17 protein-coding genes and 1 tRNA gene are annotated in these 15,907 nt (G+C 54.7%); 8 read left to right on the forward strand and 10 right to left on the reverse strand.

The features are described 5' to 3' along the window. Window positions 1–25: 25 nt before the first annotated feature. From ACILP4_RS02655 to ACILP4_RS02665, 3 genes are all read right to left on the reverse strand, one after another. Window positions 26–691 carry a DJ-1/PfpI family protein gene (locus tag ACILP4_RS02655; RefSeq protein WP_395619199.1) on the reverse strand — a complete coding sequence of 222 codons (666 nt, stop codon included), beginning with the start codon at window positions 689–691 and terminating at the stop codon, window positions 26–28. A 21-nt stretch (window positions 692–712) separates the two neighbouring features. Further along, window positions 713–1,900, reverse strand: a complete 1,188-nt coding sequence (locus ACILP4_RS02660; protein WP_395619200.1) for an acetyl-CoA C-acyltransferase — start codon at window positions 1,898–1,900, stop codon at window positions 713–715. 82 nt (window positions 1,901–1,982) lie between these two features. Then, window positions 1,983–3,719: a class I adenylate-forming enzyme family protein gene (locus ACILP4_RS02665; protein WP_395619238.1), complete on the reverse strand. Its 1,737-nt coding sequence runs from the start codon at window positions 3,717–3,719 to the stop codon at window positions 1,983–1,985. 131 nt (window positions 3,720–3,850) lie between these two features. Here ACILP4_RS02665 and ACILP4_RS02670 point away from each other — a divergent pair, with 131 nt between their 5' ends. Both ACILP4_RS02670 and ACILP4_RS02675 read left to right on the forward strand, forming a co-directional pair. Continuing rightward, window positions 3,851–5,260 (forward strand): coniferyl aldehyde dehydrogenase, encoded by a 1,410-nt coding sequence (locus tag ACILP4_RS02670; RefSeq protein ID WP_395619239.1) that lies wholly within the window; start codon window positions 3,851–3,853, stop codon window positions 5,258–5,260. A 90-nt stretch (window positions 5,261–5,350) separates the two neighbouring features. Continuing rightward, window positions 5,351–5,434, forward strand: a tRNA-Leu gene (locus ACILP4_RS02675). Between the two features lie 71 nt (window positions 5,435–5,505). Here ACILP4_RS02675 and ACILP4_RS02680 read toward each other — a convergent pair. After that, the gene (locus tag ACILP4_RS02680) at window positions 5,506–6,228 is read right to left on the reverse strand and encodes an SDR family oxidoreductase (protein ID WP_395619201.1); all 723 of its coding nucleotides are present in this window, start codon (window positions 6,226–6,228) and stop codon (window positions 5,506–5,508) included. Window positions 6,229–6,265: 37 nt separating this feature from the next. Next, window positions 6,266–7,561, reverse strand: coding sequence for an MFS transporter (locus tag ACILP4_RS02685; protein ID WP_395619202.1), 1,296 nt, complete (start codon window positions 7,559–7,561; stop codon window positions 6,266–6,268). Between the two features lie 130 nt (window positions 7,562–7,691). Between ACILP4_RS02685 and pgsA the strand changes: the two genes are divergently transcribed. Genes pgsA through ACILP4_RS02700 form a run of 3 tightly spaced genes read left to right on the forward strand, consistent with a single transcriptional unit; the run spans window position 7,692 to window position 8,957 of the window. Continuing rightward, window positions 7,692–8,264 carry a CDP-diacylglycerol--glycerol-3-phosphate 3-phosphatidyltransferase gene (gene pgsA, locus ACILP4_RS02690; RefSeq protein ID WP_395619203.1) on the forward strand — a complete coding sequence of 191 codons (573 nt, stop codon included), beginning with the start codon at window positions 7,692–7,694 and terminating at the stop codon, window positions 8,262–8,264. A gap of 4 nt (window positions 8,265–8,268) precedes the next feature. After that, window positions 8,269–8,520 (forward strand): molybdopterin converting factor subunit 1, encoded by a 252-nt coding sequence (gene moaD / locus ACILP4_RS02695; RefSeq protein ID WP_395619204.1) that lies wholly within the window; start codon window positions 8,269–8,271, stop codon window positions 8,518–8,520. After that, window positions 8,517–8,957 carry a molybdenum cofactor biosynthesis protein MoaE gene (locus tag ACILP4_RS02700; protein WP_395619205.1) on the forward strand — a complete coding sequence of 147 codons (441 nt, stop codon included), beginning with the start codon at window positions 8,517–8,519 and terminating at the stop codon, window positions 8,955–8,957. Before moaD ends, ACILP4_RS02700 begins: the two co-directional genes overlap by 4 nt. On the opposite strand, the gene ACILP4_RS02705 is transcribed toward ACILP4_RS02700, so the two are convergent. Further along, window positions 8,954–9,859 carry a LysR substrate-binding domain-containing protein gene (locus ACILP4_RS02705; protein WP_395619206.1) on the reverse strand — a complete coding sequence of 302 codons (906 nt, stop codon included), beginning with the start codon at window positions 9,857–9,859 and terminating at the stop codon, window positions 8,954–8,956. The genes ACILP4_RS02700 and ACILP4_RS02705 overlap by 4 nt on opposite strands. A gap of 155 nt (window positions 9,860–10,014) precedes the next feature. Between ACILP4_RS02705 and epsC the strand changes: the two genes are divergently transcribed. Next, a complete protein-coding gene (epsC, locus tag ACILP4_RS02710; protein WP_395619207.1) occupies window positions 10,015–10,737 on the forward strand; it encodes a serine O-acetyltransferase EpsC in 723 nt (240 codons plus the stop codon). Further along, a complete protein-coding gene (locus tag ACILP4_RS02715) occupies window positions 10,734–11,078 on the forward strand; it encodes a DUF2794 domain-containing protein (RefSeq protein ID WP_295491551.1) in 345 nt (114 codons plus the stop codon). Before epsC ends, ACILP4_RS02715 begins: the two co-directional genes overlap by 4 nt. Before the next feature lie 47 nt (window positions 11,079–11,125). Here ACILP4_RS02715 and ACILP4_RS02720 read toward each other — a convergent pair whose 3' ends face one another. Further along, entirely contained in the window at window positions 11,126–12,028 is a 903-nt protein-coding gene (locus ACILP4_RS02720; RefSeq protein WP_395619208.1) for an SDR family NAD(P)-dependent oxidoreductase, read from the reverse strand. Window positions 12,029–12,209: 181 nt separating this feature from the next. Between ACILP4_RS02720 and ACILP4_RS02725 the strand changes: the two genes are divergently transcribed. Further along, the gene (locus ACILP4_RS02725; protein ID WP_395619209.1) at window positions 12,210–13,721 is read left to right on the forward strand and encodes an OprO/OprP family phosphate-selective porin; all 1,512 of its coding nucleotides are present in this window, start codon (window positions 12,210–12,212) and stop codon (window positions 13,719–13,721) included. Here the strand turns inward: ACILP4_RS02725 and phoB are convergent. From phoB to pstB, 3 genes are read right to left on the reverse strand one after another with little or no spacing between them, the layout of a single operon-like run. Further along, on the reverse strand, window positions 13,718–14,413 hold the full coding sequence (gene phoB, locus ACILP4_RS02730; RefSeq protein WP_395619210.1) for a phosphate regulon transcriptional regulator PhoB: 696 nt from the start codon (window positions 14,411–14,413) through the stop codon (window positions 13,718–13,720). The two genes, ACILP4_RS02725 and phoB, sit on opposite strands and share 4 nt — an antisense overlap. A gap of 13 nt (window positions 14,414–14,426) precedes the next feature. Further along, window positions 14,427–15,098, reverse strand: a complete 672-nt coding sequence (gene phoU / locus ACILP4_RS02735) for a phosphate signaling complex protein PhoU (protein WP_395619211.1) — start codon at window positions 15,096–15,098, stop codon at window positions 14,427–14,429. A gap of 12 nt (window positions 15,099–15,110) precedes the next feature. Next, the gene (pstB, locus tag ACILP4_RS02740; protein ID WP_395619212.1) at window positions 15,111–15,905 is read right to left on the reverse strand and encodes a phosphate ABC transporter ATP-binding protein PstB; all 795 of its coding nucleotides are present in this window, start codon (window positions 15,903–15,905) and stop codon (window positions 15,111–15,113) included. Window positions 15,906–15,907 lie beyond the last annotated feature (2 nt).

Consider the following 15,907-nt stretch of genomic DNA (forward strand, 5'->3'; position numbering starts at 1 on the left):
GTCCAGTGTGAATTTAATCGGTGGATTAAATAATATTTTGAATGGCAATTTTCATTTCGGAAGCCGCCTTGTCGTAAACGCGCGCGCGCAGATTATCGACAGTTTCATCTGAGGAACTTTCGAGAGAACCGCCGCCAAAGGGGGGCGCGGGGTCATATTCGAGCGCCAATTGGATCGTCTTTGCGACATCCTCGCCAGCAATTGCCGCGATAAGCTCTAGCGCGAAATCAATGCCTGAGGTGACGCCGCCTGCCGTAATCAGATTGCCATCATGCACAACGCGCGCTAGCACGTGCATTGCGCCGAACAGGGGAAGCAACTGCGTATAGGCCCAATGGCACGTTGCCTTTTTACCTTGAAGCAAGCCTGCCGCGCCAAGGATGAACGCGCCGGTACACACGCTGGTGATATAATCTGCACCTTTGGCTTGTCGCCGAACAAAATCGACAAGGGCGGTATCGGCAATCGCATCGCGCACGCCATGGCCGCCGGGCACACATAATATGTTGGCTTGCGGACAATCGGTAAAGCCGGAGCGCGGCAAGATTGAAAAACCGCAGTCGGTTGTGACCGCTGCGCCATCTTTGGTAACGACATGCACGTGTGCGCCAGGTAACCGCGACAAGAACTGCACTGGCCCGGTGAAATCGAGTTGCGTAACATTGTCGAACAGGACGAAAACGATATTCATATTGCCGCCCGTTGTAGCCGTTTAGATAAGCTCAATCGCAAGCGCCGTCGCTTCGCCGCCGCCAATGCACAAGGACGCGATGCCGCGTGTCTTGCCATGACGTTGGAGCGCCGCAACCAAGGTTGTAATGATCCGCGCGCCTGATGCGCCAATGGGATGACCAAGCGCGGTAGCGCCGCCATGCACGTTAATCTTGTCATGCGCTATGCCAAGATCATGCATCGCGAACATGGCGACGCAGGCAAAGGCTTCATTCACTTCGAACAGGTCAACATCATCGATGGTCCAACTAGCTTTTTTCAAGCATGTGTTGATCGCGCCGACAGGTGCCGTCGTGAATGCTGATGGTTCCTGCGCATGCGCGGCATGGGCAATGATCCGCGCAATGGGTGTTTGTCCATTGGCATCGGCGACCGACTGACGCGTGAGGACAAGTGCCGCCGCACCATCCGAGATGGATGAGCTGGTCGCCGCGGTAATCGTGCCGTCCTTGGCAAAGGCAGCTTTCAATGTCGGGATTTTGTCAGGCATCCCCTTGCCAGGTTGTTCGTCGGTGTCGACAATGACATCGCCTCTGCGGGTGGCAACGGTTACGGCGACAATTTCCTGCTTGAACGCGCCATCGGCAATCGCTTTTTGTGCGCGGCGAAGCGATTCAATCGCATATGCATCCTGCGCCTCACGCGTGAGTTGATAATCATTGGCGGTGTCTTGCGCGAATGTGCCCATGGCGCGGCCAGCCTCATAGGCGTCTTCCAAGCCATCCAAGAACATATGGTCATAAGCGGTGTCATGCCCGATGCGCGCGCCGCTGCGATGCTTTTTTAGCAAATAGGGCGCGTTGGTCATGCTTTCCATGCCGCCGGCGATGACATAATCGACCGACCCAGCGGCAAGCGCCTCGCTACCCATGATGACGGTCTGCATACCCGAGCCGCACACTTTGTTCACCGTGGTTGCTTGTACCGATTTAGGCAAGCCGGCTTTGATCGCGGCCTGACGGGCAGGGGCCTGACCCAAGCCTGCGGGCAGGACGCAGCCCATGTAGATACGCTCAATCATTGCGCCATCGACGCCTGCGCGTTCCACCGCCGCCTTTACCGCCGTCGCGCCAAGATCGGTTGCCGAAACCTCGGCCAATGTCCCTTGCATCGCGCCCATGGGCGTGCGGGCATAAGACAGAATTACGACGGGATCGACGTGGCGCATGGGAGATTCCTTTGGTTTTGATTTGGCGTCTTATAGGTCGCCGTGCCACCAAAAACAAATGTGAATCACCCCTGTCGCCAGCTTAGAACAGGGCCTTCAAATCGCGTTTCAGGATTTTGCCATTGGCGTTGCGCGGTAAAGTATCCTGCGTGAAGATGATTTTTACTGGTACTTTGAATTTCGCCAGGCGTTCGCTGACAAAGTTGCGAAGCTCTTCCTCGGTGGCTGTCATGCCGGGTGCCAAATGCACGACGGCGGCGGGTTCTTCGCCCAAGGTTTGATGGGGTATGCCGACCAAGGCCGCATCTGTAACCGCGGGATGTTCGTACAGGATGTTTTCGACTTCCGACGAGTAGATATTCTCGCCGCCGCGAATGATCATGTCCTTCGCGCGGTCAACGATGAAGCAGAAACCTTCGTCATCTACCCGCGCAAGGTCGCCTGTGCGTACCCAGCCATCGACAAAGGTCTCCGCGGTGGCGTCGGGTCGGTTCCAATAGCCTTTGACGATTTGCGGGCCCCTTGCCCATAATTCGCCAACCGTTCCAATAGGCAATTCCGTCGTGCCATCCTCCGACATGATTTTAAGATCGGATACCGCAACGGCCGGACCGCAGCTATCGGGCCGGTTGAGATAATCTTCGGCTAAGTGTGAAGTTACTGTCGCCATGGTTTCGGTCATGCCCCAGCCATTGCCGGGCAAAGCGCCGAATATCTCGTGGATCTTGCTGACCAATTCCGGCGCAGATGGCGCGCCGCCGTAACTGATCGCATCGATGGAGCTGAGATCATATTTTTCGCGGTCGGGATGCTCGATCAACTGCCACGCGATAAACGGCACGCCGCCTGTGGCATTGATTTTCTCGCGCTCGATAATCTCGAACGCTTTCACGGTATCCCATTTGTGCAACAGCACGATTTTGTGGCCAGCCAGAATAGTGGGAATCATCGATGCCGAGCAGGCTGTGACGTGGAACATCGGGATCACCAACAATGAAGCCCGAATGCTTGGCTCAGGCAAAGAATCACCACGACGCAGCACCGTCGCCGCGCCGGAATAGGCGCTGGAGAGGCCATTGGTGAGCAAGTTTCGATGGGATCCCAATGCCCCTTTGGGCTTGCCCGTAGTGCCGCTGGTGTAAAAAATGGTGACCGCATCATCTGGTGCGATTGCAACATCGGGCATTGCTAGGTCGGGCAACTGCGCATAGCCCCTAGGTGCACCAATGATGTTTTCGAGCGGAATAGCGGGTTCTGCCATCGCGGCCCCGCCGCCACGTGTGACCATCACATGTCGCAGCGCGGGCATTTCGGATTTGTGCGGCGCAATGCGGTCCCAGCGTTCTGCATCGCAAATTAAAACGCCCGCGCCCGAATCGGCCATACCAAAGGCCAGTTCTTCGCCCGTCCACCATGCGTTCAACGGCACGACGATCGCGCCAGTAACCGCGGCGGCGAAAAAAGCGACTGGCCATTCGGGTAAGTTACGCATGGCAAGCGCGACGCGATCACCCTTTTTTACGCCGCATTTTTGTAGCGCCTGTGCCAAAGAAGCAATCGCGCGGTGCCAGGCGTCATATGTGACGCGCTCGTCCTCATACACCACAAATTCGCGTTCACCGAACGCCGCTTTGGCATGTCCAGCAAGCACGGCCAGATTGGGTAAAGCATTTTTCCAGACGCGCGTTGATACGCCTTCAATTACGGCAGTTTCCATTTCAAATGGCATGCCCGGTGCGCACAAGGCGGCCTTTACCTGATCACGGGTCATTACGGGCCAACCCTCAGGTGGCGTCCATTTTTTGCCTGCCTCGATCATCTTCTCTCCATTCAAATGGCCACGCTTTGCGCGTGTTCGCATTGTCGATACGCCAAAATGGTTTCAATGTGCAACGCTTCGCGCTAGCAATTCATCAACGGATTAAAGGGAGAGAGAAATTGACCGCAAATATGCAGACTGTACTCGAAAAACAGCGCGCCGCGTTTACCGCCGCCATGCCGGAGCCGATGTCGGTGCGCCGCGACCGTATAGACCGCGCGATTGCGTTGCTGATTGACCATGCCGAAGATTTTGCAAAGGCCGTCTCAGCAGATTTCGGCCATCGCAGTCGTGAACAGACATTGCTAACCGATATCATGCCTTCGGTCAGCGCGATGAAGCATGCCAAGAAGCATTTTGAAAGCTGGGCCAAGGGCGAGAAGCGCAAACCGACCTTTCCATTAGGCTTGATCGGGGCCAAGGCCGAAGTCGTATTTCAGCCTAAGGGTGTGGTCGGCGTCGTTGCGCCGTGGAACTTCCCTGTTGGCATGGTGATGGTGCCCATGGCTGGTATCCTCGCCGCCGGTAATCGCGCCATGATCAAGCCATCTGAATTTACAGAGCGTGTGTCGGCCTTGTTTGAAGAACTTGTGCCCAAATATTTCGCAGAAGAGGAAATGGCGGTTTTCACCGGTGGCGCTGACGTCGGCATGGCCTTTTCCAAGCTGGCCTTCGACCATATGATTTTCACGGGCGCGACAAGCGTTGGCAAACATATCATGCGCGCCGCTGCGGACAATCTGGTGCCGGTCACCTTGGAACTTGGTGGCAAGTCGCCGACCATCGTTGGGCGTAGCGCGGATAAGAAAAAGGCGGGCGAGCGGATCGCGTTGGGCAAGATGATGAACGCCGGCCAAATCTGCCTCGCGCCCGATTATCTTTTGGTGCCAAGCGATCAGGAGCATGATGTGATTGAAGCCGTGAAGGCTGGCGTCTCCGCGCAATATCCAAAGTTGCTGCACAATGACGATTACACGTCGGTCGTGAACGGCCGCAATTATGAACGGTTGCAGAGCTATCTCGACGATGCCCGCGAAAAGGGTGCCGAGCTCATTGAGGTTAACCCGGCCAATGAGGAATTTGCCACGACCAACGGCAACAAAATGCCGCTGACCATCGTCCGGAATGTTACCGACGATATGAAGGTGATGCAGGAGGAAATCTTCGGCCCCATCCTGCCCGTGATGACCTATTCATCAATGGATGAAGCCATTGATTATGTGAACGCGCATGATCGGCCACTTGGCCTATATTATTTCGGATCGGACAAGGCTGAGGAGCAACGCGTGCTGACGCGGACTGTCTCCGGCGGTGTTACTGTGAATGATGTGGTCTTCCACAATGCGATGGAAGACCTGCCCTTTGGCGGGGTCGGGCCATCGGGCATGGGCAATTATCACGGTGCCGACGGGTTCAAGACGTTCAGCCATATGCGCGCGGTCTATCGTCAGACCGGCGTCGATGTTGCTGGCATGGGTGGATTCAAGGCCCCTTATGGCAAAGCCACGCTCAAGACATTGGCAAAAGAGCTGAAAAAATAGCAGAACTAAAGAAATAAGGATGCACTTGCATCATGGCGGAGGCTCGGTTAGAGGAGCCTCCGCTTTACCGGGTTCGCTCGGCAAAGATGTGCCCCAGTGGTGGAATGGTAGACGCGCTGGATTCAAAATCCTGTTCCGAGAGGAGTGCCCGTTCGAGTCGGGCCTGGGGCACCACTTATTTTCTGAACATTGCAGATTGCGGCTTTCCCAAATGGGAAACTAACGGCTTCGGTTCAGGTTAACCCTTAGAATTTTATCATGATCCGCCGAACAAGCGCTGGCGAGATTGAGTATATCATCCGTAGGATCTTCACCATGCCGACATTGGCTTCTGGGGCGTTGGTCGCAATGGCATCCACTATTTCTGCGGCACATTGTTTGGCCGACATTTTATTGCCGTTGATCCGGCCACGCGTCATCGCGGTGTCTACGACAGGCGGCAGCGCCTCAATCACATGGACGTTGGTGTCGCGCAAATTGTGCCGCAGCGATTGGGTGAAGCTGCGTAACCCCGCCTTAGTGGCGCAATAGACCGGACCGCCCGCGCGTGGTGCAATGGCAAGGCCCGAGGTGACATTGACGATCACCGCCTCTGGCCGCTGCATTAAACCCGGCAGGAAGTGGCCAATCAGATGCAGCGGTGCGTTGAGGTTCAAGAAGATTGCCTGATCCGTCAGCGCAAGATCAAGGGGTTCACCGGGGCCGAAATTCCCGCTCATTCCGGCATTGTTGATCAGCATATCGATGGATCTGTCCGCCAACGCAGTGGCGAGGGTTACGCAGCCGACTGCATTGGAAAGATCAGCTTGAATGGCCTCAAAACCTTCGCTGCGCGCCGATGCCAGCGTGTCTTCGCGGCGGCCGCATACAATCACGCTTGCACCTTTAGCCATCAATTGGCGCGCGATTTCCAGACCAATGCCGTCTGTTCCGCCCGTCACTAATGCGGTTTTGCCTGTGATTTTCATGCTATGCTCCCACATCTTTTCTTTGTCATAACCAGCTTTATTGCGTGCCCTGAAGCGCGGCGATGTCGCTCGCTTTATGCAGCCGCCAAGCGATCCATGCGGAGATCAAACAGGCCGCTGCAATCATGAACAAAGTTTCGGCAATGCTAATGCCTGCCATTACGAGCAGGCTGTAGATAATGGCACCCATGACCATGGCGCCGGAATTGACGATATTGTTGGCGGCAATGGTCCGTGCGGTTTGGGATTTTGCAACGGTGGTCGTCAGAAACGCATAAAGTGGAACCACGAACATGCCCCCGGCAATAGAAATGCCCAGCAGATCGACAATCATCCGGTCCCCTTTGCCAAGCATCAGGAAACTGTACCAATTCATCAATTCGGGCCCAACGGGTCCCCAGTGGCTGACGCTCCACCACAGGTCGAGGACGAACAGCCCCATCACAATCACTGATGCTGGTGCATATTTCGCCGATACCGTTCCCTTGAGTAGGCGGTTTACAGCAATGGAGCCAATAGCGATGCCCACCGAAAAAAACGCGGTAAACAGCGTTGCGACGGTGTTGTCGCCGCCAATGGCGTTCTTAACCATAGGCGGGAAAATCGATCCCAATACGGCGCCAATGCCCCAGAAAAAGCTGATCGCCATGATCGCCATGAAGAGATGGGGGACATGCATAGTGTCGCGCACCAACTGCCAGCTGCTGCGGAAAATGTTCCAGTCCATTTTGGCAGTAGGCGCGTCGCTTTCGGGAGGCGCGTCCGGAATAGACTGAGCAGTGATCCGCCCAATGATTGCAACGATGATAATGCCGACGCCAGCAATTTCGCCGGGGATAATGCCACCTGCAATAGTGCCCCCCAATATAGCCAAATAGGTACCGGCCTCAACAAGGCCAGTGCCACCCAGCACCTCATCTTTTTCCAGATGTTGCGGCAGGATCGCATATTTGATCGGGCCAAAAAATGTTGAATGCACGCCCATCGCGAACAAAGCGGCAAGCATCAGCGGAATATTCTGTAAATAGATGCCCGCTGCCCCAAATAGCATGATGAATATCTCGGCCGTCTTCACCATGCGGATGACTTTGGTTTTTTCAATCGTGTCCGCCAACTGCCCAGCTAGCGCTGAAAACAGGAAAAACGGTAAGATGAACAAAGCGCCCGCAATCGCGTTAAAATTTGCTTCGCGCGTGGGGTCCGAATAGATCTCGTAGGTGACCAAGATCACCATCGCCATTTTGTAGAAATTGTCGTTGAAAGCGTTGAGGAACTGGGTAACGAAAAGCGGGAGAAAGCGGCGCTTGTTCATCAAAGACATTGTCGTGGCCATAATTTCACCCGTTTCCCATGCAGAGGATTTGTCCTGCCTTAGCCGCCGGTTGGAGGCATGGCAAAGCGCATTTCTATCCGCAGGTAAATAGTCAGGTGATTTTGTCCGCGCATCACGCTATCGATGTTTTATGCTTAGCCTACCCAATATCTTAACCCTGTCGCGAATTTTCGCTGTGCCCATTTTGGTTTTCTTATTGTGGCCGGGAACCAAGCCAATAAGCGTGCAACCGATGCCGCTCGATTATGCCTTTGCATTTGTGCTGTATTGCCTGATGGGCATCACTGATTATTTCGATGGCTATCTCGCGCGGGCGCAGGGGACGGTGTCCAAATTGGGCGTTTTCCTTGATCCCATCGCCGACAAAATCATGATTGCCGCCGTTATTTTGATGCTGGTGTTCACGCGCGATGTGGACGGGTGGCACGTGATCGCTGCCCTGATCATCTTGTTACGCGAAATGATGGTGTCGGGCTTGCGTGAATTTCTGGCTGGGCTGCAGATTTCGGTGCCTGTGTCCAAGCTCGCCAAATGGAAAACGACCTTTCAATTGGTCTCGCTTGGTGGAATCATATTGGCTGGGGCGTTGCCGGACTGGATTTTTCTGAAGCAACTAGCGTTGCTTTTGTTGTGGATTGCGGCGGTGCTGACGATGATTACCGGTTGGGATTATCTGCGCGTCGGCATCAAGCATATGGATTAATACCATGAAATTGGTCTATTTTGCTAGCGTACGCGAGGCGATTGGGCTGTCATCCGAAGAGTGCGATGTGCCGCAAGATGCCCGCACAGTAGGCGATCTAGTGGCGAGGATTTCCGCGCGTTCCCAAGAGCATGCCCGCGCATTAGAGGATCCGACCCGCCTGCGTTTCGCGTTGGACCAAGAAATGGTTGCGGGCGACGCTCTGCTTGGTGCGGCGCAAGAATTGGCGATTTTCCCCCCGGTCACGGGCGGATGAAAAGCGTACGGATCAGCAACGCGGCGATTCAGCCTGACCAAGAGTTAGCTGCCCTAGCGGGTCTTGGCGGCGGCGCATTGGCCAGTTTTACCGGCATTGTGCGTGATGATGGGGGGGTAACCGCCATTGAATTGGAGCATTATCCCGGCATGACCGAGGCGAGCCTTTCAAGCCTCATAGAAGCCGCTACAGCGCGATGGTCGTTGCTGGGCGCCCTAATTACCCACCGCGTCGGAATCGTCGCTGTGGGGGCTCCTGTGGTCGTTGTCGGGGCCGCTTCGCTGCATAGGGCAGAGGCATTGGAGGCGGCGGCGTTTCTCATTGACCGGCTAAAGACCGAAGCCCCATTTTGGAAGCGCGAGCATTATGCGGATGGCACCGCCAAATGGGTGGACGCCAAAGCGAGCGATGAGGCGCGCGCCGAACGCTGGGCCTAGCCTGCGTGCAAACCGCGCAGTGCATTTGCCAGTAGTTCAAATTCCTCACGTCGCGGGCTATTCGTCCGCCAAACCAAAGCAATTTCACGCGACGCATGTTCGGCGTTTAACGGGCGGGCTTGCACATCGGTGCCGTTTAACAACCCAGCTTTAACCGCCATTTCGGGGATGATAGTAAGGCCAAGGCCATTATCGACCATTTGCACCAAAGTATGCAGCGAGGTCCCCAGCATCGTTGCAAAGGCGCGCATTTCGGGGCGGTTGCAGGCGGCAAGAGCATGGTCCTTGAGGCAATGGCCATCGACCAGCAAAAGCAGGCGGCTTTCGTCGATCAATTCTGGATCAATGCTTTCGGGCGGGTCGCGTGGATCGTCCTTGGGAAACGCGACGAACAAGCGGTCATCAAACAACGTCGCTTTTTCAATATCGCCGGCAGCAAATGGCAGTGCAAGCAATACACAATCGACCTGTCCGTGATGTAATGCTTCGATTGCGGCGGCGCTGGCTTCTTCGCGCAAATATAATTTCAAGTCCGGATATTGCTTGCGTAATGCGGGTAATAATTTGGGTAGCAAAAACGGCGCGATGGTTGGAATGACGCTCATCCGCAGATCATCGGCCAATGGCTTGCCCGCTGAACGGGCCATTTCTGCTAGTTCCTCTGCTTCGCGCAATATGCGGTGGGCCTTGGCCACCATCTTATTACCAAGCGGTGTAAAGCGCACAACGCGGCGTGTGCGCTCAACCAGCATGAGACCAAGCAAGGATTCCAATTCGCGAATGCCTGCCGAGAGCGTAGATTGCGTCACAAAACAGGACTCTGCCGCTTTGCCGAAATGCCCATGCTCTTGCAGCGCCACCAGATATTGCAGCTGTTTGAGCGTCGGAAGATATGTGCTCATAAATCGGTCCCGTTAATCAATACATGATATATAATCGTTTTTGCCAATTTTTCCATATAAAATTATAGGCAAGCTGCATCCTTTGCTGGAAAAACCCACCCGAACGTCTTAGCTTGGTATCCATCAAGGGTCCGGCAAAGGCCAGAAGTGCCATTATGTTTATTTCTAATCTCATCGATTATCTCGACTCGATCAAAGAACGAGACCCGGCGCCGCGTTCGCGGTGGGAGATATTGTTATATCCTGGCGTTTGGGCGGTGGGCTATCACCGCGTCGCGCACTGGCTGTTTTTGGGCGAGATGTTTTTCCTGGCGCGATTGGTCAATCACTTTGCGCGCTTTATGACCGGTATCGACATTCACCCCGGTGCGAAAATTGGCAGCAACTTCTTCCTCGACCATGGCTTTAGCGTCATTGGCGAAACGGCGGAAATCGGTGATAATGTCACGATGTATCAAAATGTAACGCTTGGCGGCACAAACCCGACGGCGGGTGTTGGTGGAAAACGACATCCAACCATATTGGACAATGTCATCATCGGTTCAGGCGCACAGATTCTTGGGCCAATTACGGTTGGCGAACGCGCGCGCATTGGCGCCGCTGCGGTTGTTACCGACGATGTGCCCGCCGGCGCGACCATGATTGGTCAAAAAGCCCGATCGACATTGGTAAAGGCGGAAACCTACGCGCGTGATTTCATGCCCTATGGCACGCCTTGCCGTGAAATGTTCGATCCCGCGACCCAAAGCCTTGAGATTATGCAATGCGAGATTGAAAGCTTGCGCAAGAAAGTGGCCGAGTTGATGGCAGACCGTGATGCCGCGTCCAACGTTACACCTGCCAAGCCACGTTCAGCCAAAGGACGCAAGGTCAGTTGAGCGCCGTCATCACGCCCTTTCCGGGGGTTAGTCGCCACAATCAGGTCGGCTTTGAAAAAAATGAACTGACGCAGATCCTGAACCTATATGGCCGGATGGTCGCTGCGGGAAACTGGCGGGATTATGCCATAGACTTGGGTCGTGACGCTGCTGTGTTTAGCATGTTTCGCCGCGCGACCGAACGCCCCGAATATCGCATCGAAAAACGCCCCGCTTTGCGTAACCGCCAAGGCATGTGGGCGTTGGTCGGCGAAGGCGGCGCAATTCTGAAGCGCGGCCATGATCTCGGGCCAGTGCTGGCGCCTGTCGAACGCAAGTTAATGAAATTGGTCGACGCATAAAAAAGCCCGGCCAAAGACCGGGCTATTTAAGGTCTGATTGGGACGTCTTAGCCGAGGGCTTGCAACGCCTTCATGACGGCGACCGATTGTTCGCCACCCGATTGCGGCACCGTTTCGCCCGTGCGGTCGATGATCTTGTCCCATGCTGCCGCGAAGCCTTCGACATTGCGGTCTTCCTGACGCAGCGCGACGCCAGGTGTCATAGTGACATAAGCGGCGTGATAGCCACCGCCGCCAGCGCCGATAATCATATTGGTCGGCGCATCTTCGCTGACCAGATAGAGCGCGGCTGGAACAACATTTTCAGGTGTGAATTGCTCGAACAGGCCTTCGGGGAAGATATCTTCGGTCATGCGTGTGCCAGCGACGGGCGCTAGCGAGTTGACGCGGACATTATATTTCGCGCCTTCCAAATGCAGCGTCTTGGTAAAGCCAGCCAAGCCAAGCTTCGCCGCGCCATAATTCGCCTGTCCGAAATTGCCGTACAGACCCGTTGACGAGGTGGTCATCAAAATACGGCCATAAGCCTGGTCACGCATTGTGTCCCATACCGCCTTGGTGCAGTTGGCCGACCCCATGACATGAACCTGAAGCACTAGGTTGAAATCGGGCATATCCATCTTGGCAAAGCTTTTATCGCGCAAGATGCCTGCATTGTTGATCAATATGTGCACGCCGCCAAAAGCCTCTTTCGCCTTGGCGACCATTTCGACCATTTGCTCATATTCGGTAACGCTGCCGCCATTGGCCATGGCTTCGCCGCCAGCGGCCTTGATTTGCTCAACGACTTGCGCCGCTGCGTCAGATGTGCCTGTGCCGTCGCGTGCGCCACCCAAATCATTAACCACCACTTTGGCGCCGCGCTTGGCGAGTTCAAGGGCATAAGCCTTGCCCAAACCGCCGCCCGCACCCGTTACAATTGCAACCTTGTCTTTAAAATTGATGGTCATATTTATTCTCCATAATCAATAGCGGCTGAGGCCGCAAAATCACCCCGAACCTTGGCATGACAGCCCAGTTGACGCAAGCGTAAAGCAATAGATGCCTAATGTCATAAAAGCGAAATATTAGCGTCACCGTTGAGACATATATTTGTTGTTAAGGCGTCATCAAATCAAACGGGATATTACAATGACTGCAAAAAAATGGCTTTACGGAACAGCTTTGTTCACCATGGCAACTGCCGCTTTACCTGCGTCCGCGCAGGACAACGGATCGGAGGTCGAAGCGCTGCGCGCTGAAGTTGCAGCGCTTAAGGAACAGCTCACCAATATCTCTGCCAAGATAAATGCAGTTGAAAAAAAGACCGCTACTGACGTCAAATGGAAGGGGGCTCCGGAGTCCAGCGGCTCGGATGGATGGAGCTTTAAGCCTCGCGGACGGATCCATTATGATGCGGGCTATGTAAGCATACCGGGCGATTATGCCGCCAATAGAAACCTTGGTTTTAACAGCAGAGTACGTCGCGTGCGGCTTGGTGCCGAGGGAACGATGCCCGGCGGCTTTGGCTATAAAGTCGAAGGTGATTTTGCGAACGGCACTGTGGGCTTTGGCGACGTGTTTTTAAACTACAATCCCAAAAATGCGCCAATTAACGTTCGGATTGGGAATTTCGAAACGCTAAATGGTCTGGAACAAATCGCAAGCTCCAACAATAACAGCTTTACCGAACGCGCCACATTTAACGATGCCTTTTTGAACAGCCGCAGGTTAGGCGCCGCGGTCGCTTGGCATGATGCAGCTAACGGCATTCGTGCCGAGGCAGGACTGTTTACTGCGCACAGCATCGACAGTTCATTCGACAATGATGGCTGGATCGGCGCCGGACGCCTTGTTTATACGCCCAAGGCATTCGGCGGGCAGTTGCATTTTGGTGCCACGGTCCAACAACGCGAATTTGCGTCCAACAATAACGCCACCGCATCAGTGTCCGTCAACGCCCCTTCTACGAACCAGCTGACGCGTTATCGCGCACGTCCAAATACGCAGTTAACCGACGTGCGTTTTGTCGACACTGGCAGCTTTGCGGCCAAGAGTGACCGCATCGTCGGCCTAGAGTTGGCGGCGATATTCCCGGGTTTCTATTTTGCTGGGGAGGGTCAGTGGACCAAAGTGAATGCGTATCGTGCGGGCAACATCGCAACCGGGTTGGACAGCTTCACTGGTGGAAATAATGCGGTTACGCCAGCGGGTGATCCAAGCTTTTTCGGGATGTACGCCGAAGCCGGCTATTTCCTGACAGGTGAGACCCGTGGATATAAGGATGGTGCATGGAGCCGGACGAAGGTTCTCAAGCCCATCGACAAAAAAGGTATAGGGGCATTCCAAATCGCCGGACGCTTCGAATATCTCGATCTTGACAGCAATGCGCTGAAAAATGGTGCGACAAATAATTTTGCGACCGGAGCCAGCAGCCTGGCGACGCTCAACACGCGGCTTGGGCGTGGAGGCAAGCAGTCCAGCTATCTATTCGGCGTGAACTGGTATCCTATCGACTATGTTCGGTTCATGCTCAATTATGGACGCGTGGAGGTCAAAGGCGGCCCAATGGCGGCTATAGTTGACCCGCTCTCCACATTGCCCGTGGATAAGCGCGATTATTCGGTCGATATTGTAGCAGCGCGGATGCAGGTCGAATTTTAAACGGCGTCCTGATCGAGCGAATAGCCTGCTGAACGCACGGTCCGGATAATATCGCTGCCAAAGCCTTCGTTCAAGGCTTTGCGCAGGCGACGGATATGGACATCGACCGTTCGAATTTCGATGTCGCTGTCGTGGCCCCAAACGCTGTCGAGCAAGCGTTCACGCGAAAAGACATGGCCTGGATATTCGAGGAAATGTTTCAGCAACCGGTATTCGGTCGGCCCTAAAGGCACCTGCTTCCCGCCGCGTTTCACCTTGTGCGCGACGGTATCCATTTCGACATCGCCGAAGCGCAAGGCTTCGCCAGCCAAAGCTGGGCGGACGCGGCGGAGAACGGCCTTGGCACGGGCAACGAGTTCGCGCGGTGAAAACGGCTTGGTGACATAATCATCGGCACCGATTTCTAACCCACGAATGCGGTCATCTTCTTCACCACGCGCGGTCAACATGATGATGGGCACATTGGCGGTATTGTCGGCCTTGCGCAGCTGCCGGCACACTTCGATCCCGGATAAATTCTCTAGCATCCAATCGAGCAACACCAAATCAGGCGTGCGCTCCTTAGCCATCAAAAGCGCTTCTTCGCCATCACCGGTGTGTTGGACGTCGAATTCCTCACGTTCAAAATGCCAGCGGACGAGCTCGGCAAGTGCACTGTCGTCTTCAACTAATAGCAATTGCGCCTTGGGCATATGTCTCTCCGCATTAAGCGTCAGGTAGGTTTTCACCCGTTTCGGTAAAGTATATCATTTGGGCCACGGTGGTCGTGTGATCACCAATGCGCTCGAGGTTTTTTGCTGTGAACAGCAAATGCGCAACTTCCGTGGCGTTTTGCGGATTTTTTGCCACATAAGCGACGAAGTCGACGAACAAGTCCTTGTTCAGCTGATCCACCACATCGTCGCGCACGGTGACCGCACGGGCCAGATCCACGTCGCGCTTTGCATAAGCATCCATGGCAGTCCGGATCATTTCCACGACGATTGCACCCATGCGGCCCAATTGCTCTTTTGCAGATGCGTGAATCTGGCCTTCCATCTTGGGCACGCGCTTGGCGATGTTCTTTGCATAATCGCCAATACGCTCGATAACCGCCGACATTTTTAGCGCCGCAATCAGTTCGCGCAAATCGTCCGCCATAGGTGCGCGTAAGGCAATCGTGCGGACGACCAGTCGCTCTACTTCCGTTTCCAGGCTATCAATGATCTTGTCATCGGCGCGGATAGTGGTGGCAGCATCCACGTCATGTTCGGTCAACGCCTTCATCGCCGCGACAACAGCGGTTTCCGCCCGCGCGCCCATTTCCGCAATAAGACCACGGATTTCGTCCATGTCGTCGTCAAATGCAGTGATTGTGTGCCTTGTGCCAGTGCTCATGTCGCAATCTTTCTAACCGTAACGGCCTGTAATATAATCTTTGGTGCGGTCTTCGCGTGGATTGGTGAATATGTCAGACGTTTCGCCAAATTCAATCAAATGGCCCAAATGGAAAAAAGCAGTGCGTTGCGAAACACGCGCAGCCTGCTGCATATTGTGGGTCACGATGATGATAGCGTATTTTCCGCGCAGGTCGTGAATTAACTCCTCAATCCGTGCCGTGGCGATTGGGTCAAGCGCCGAGCAAGGCTCATCCATTAGGATGACTTCTGGGTCGACCGCAATGGCGCGGGCAATGCACAAACGCTGCTGCTGACCGCCGGAAAGCGCCGTTCCGCTTTCGCTTAGACGATCCTTGACTTCAGTCCATAATCCCGCGCGGGTGAGGGAATTTTCAACAATCTGGTCCAACTCGGCCTTGCCGCTGGCGAGACCGTGGATGCGTGGGCCATAAGCGACATTGTCATAGATGGATTTCGGGAATGGATTTGGCTTTTGAAATACCATTCCGACACGCGCGCGCAATTGCACGACATCCATGCCAGATGCATAAATGTCTTCCCCGTCGAGCAGTATCTGCCCTTCGACGCGGGCCCCTGCGACGGTATCATTCATCCGGTTTAAAGACCGCAGAAATGTTGATTTTCCGCAGCCGGACGGGCCGATAAACGCCGTCACATTCTCCCGATCAACGTCGATCGACACGTCGTTAATGGCTTGCTTGTCGCCATAATATACATTCACATTGCGTGTGGATATTTTAGCTATTCCTGGGGTTACGCCCACATTGAAGTCCTTTTTGTTCATAG

This window comes from Sphingorhabdus sp. (genome assembly GCF_044239045.1).
Lineage (GTDB): Bacteria > Pseudomonadota > Alphaproteobacteria > Sphingomonadales > Sphingomonadaceae > Sphingorhabdus_B.

What these genes read in the sequence shown, in the direction of transcription:
- ACILP4_RS02655 (WP_395619199.1), bottom strand. Translation starts at nt 691, where the DNA reads ATGAATATCGTTTTCGTCCTGTTCGACAATGTTACGCAACTCGATTTC.
- ACILP4_RS02660 (WP_395619200.1), bottom strand. Translation starts at nt 1,900, where the DNA reads ATGCGCCACGTCGATCCCGTCGTAATTCTGTCTTATGCCCGCACGCCC.
- ACILP4_RS02665 (WP_395619238.1), bottom strand. Translation starts at nt 3,719, where the DNA reads ATGATCGAGGCAGGCAAAAAATGGACGCCACCTGAGGGTTGGCCCGTA.
- ACILP4_RS02670 (WP_395619239.1), top strand. Translation starts at nt 3,851, where the DNA reads ATGCAGACTGTACTCGAAAAACAGCGCGCCGCGTTTACCGCCGCCATG.
- ACILP4_RS02680 (WP_395619201.1), bottom strand. Translation starts at nt 6,228, where the DNA reads ATGAAAATCACAGGCAAAACCGCATTAGTGACGGGCGGAACAGACGGC.
- ACILP4_RS02685 (WP_395619202.1), bottom strand. Translation starts at nt 7,561, where the DNA reads ATGGCCACGACAATGTCTTTGATGAACAAGCGCCGCTTTCTCCCGCTT.
- pgsA (WP_395619203.1), top strand. Translation starts at nt 7,692, where the DNA reads ATGCTTAGCCTACCCAATATCTTAACCCTGTCGCGAATTTTCGCTGTG.
- moaD (WP_395619204.1), top strand. Translation starts at nt 8,269, where the DNA reads ATGAAATTGGTCTATTTTGCTAGCGTACGCGAGGCGATTGGGCTGTCA.
- ACILP4_RS02700 (WP_395619205.1), top strand. Translation starts at nt 8,517, where the DNA reads ATGAAAAGCGTACGGATCAGCAACGCGGCGATTCAGCCTGACCAAGAG.
- ACILP4_RS02705 (WP_395619206.1), bottom strand. Translation starts at nt 9,859, where the DNA reads ATGAGCACATATCTTCCGACGCTCAAACAGCTGCAATATCTGGTGGCG.
- epsC (WP_395619207.1), top strand. Translation starts at nt 10,015, where the DNA reads ATGTTTATTTCTAATCTCATCGATTATCTCGACTCGATCAAAGAACGA.
- ACILP4_RS02720 (WP_395619208.1), bottom strand. Translation starts at nt 12,028, where the DNA reads ATGACCATCAATTTTAAAGACAAGGTTGCAATTGTAACGGGTGCGGGC.
- ACILP4_RS02725 (WP_395619209.1), top strand. Translation starts at nt 12,210, where the DNA reads ATGACTGCAAAAAAATGGCTTTACGGAACAGCTTTGTTCACCATGGCA.
- phoB (WP_395619210.1), bottom strand. Translation starts at nt 14,413, where the DNA reads ATGCCCAAGGCGCAATTGCTATTAGTTGAAGACGACAGTGCACTTGCC.
- phoU (WP_395619211.1), bottom strand. Translation starts at nt 15,098, where the DNA reads ATGAGCACTGGCACAAGGCACACAATCACTGCATTTGACGACGACATG.
- pstB (WP_395619212.1), bottom strand. Translation starts at nt 15,905, where the DNA reads ATGAACAAAAAGGACTTCAATGTGGGCGTAACCCCAGGAATAGCTAAA.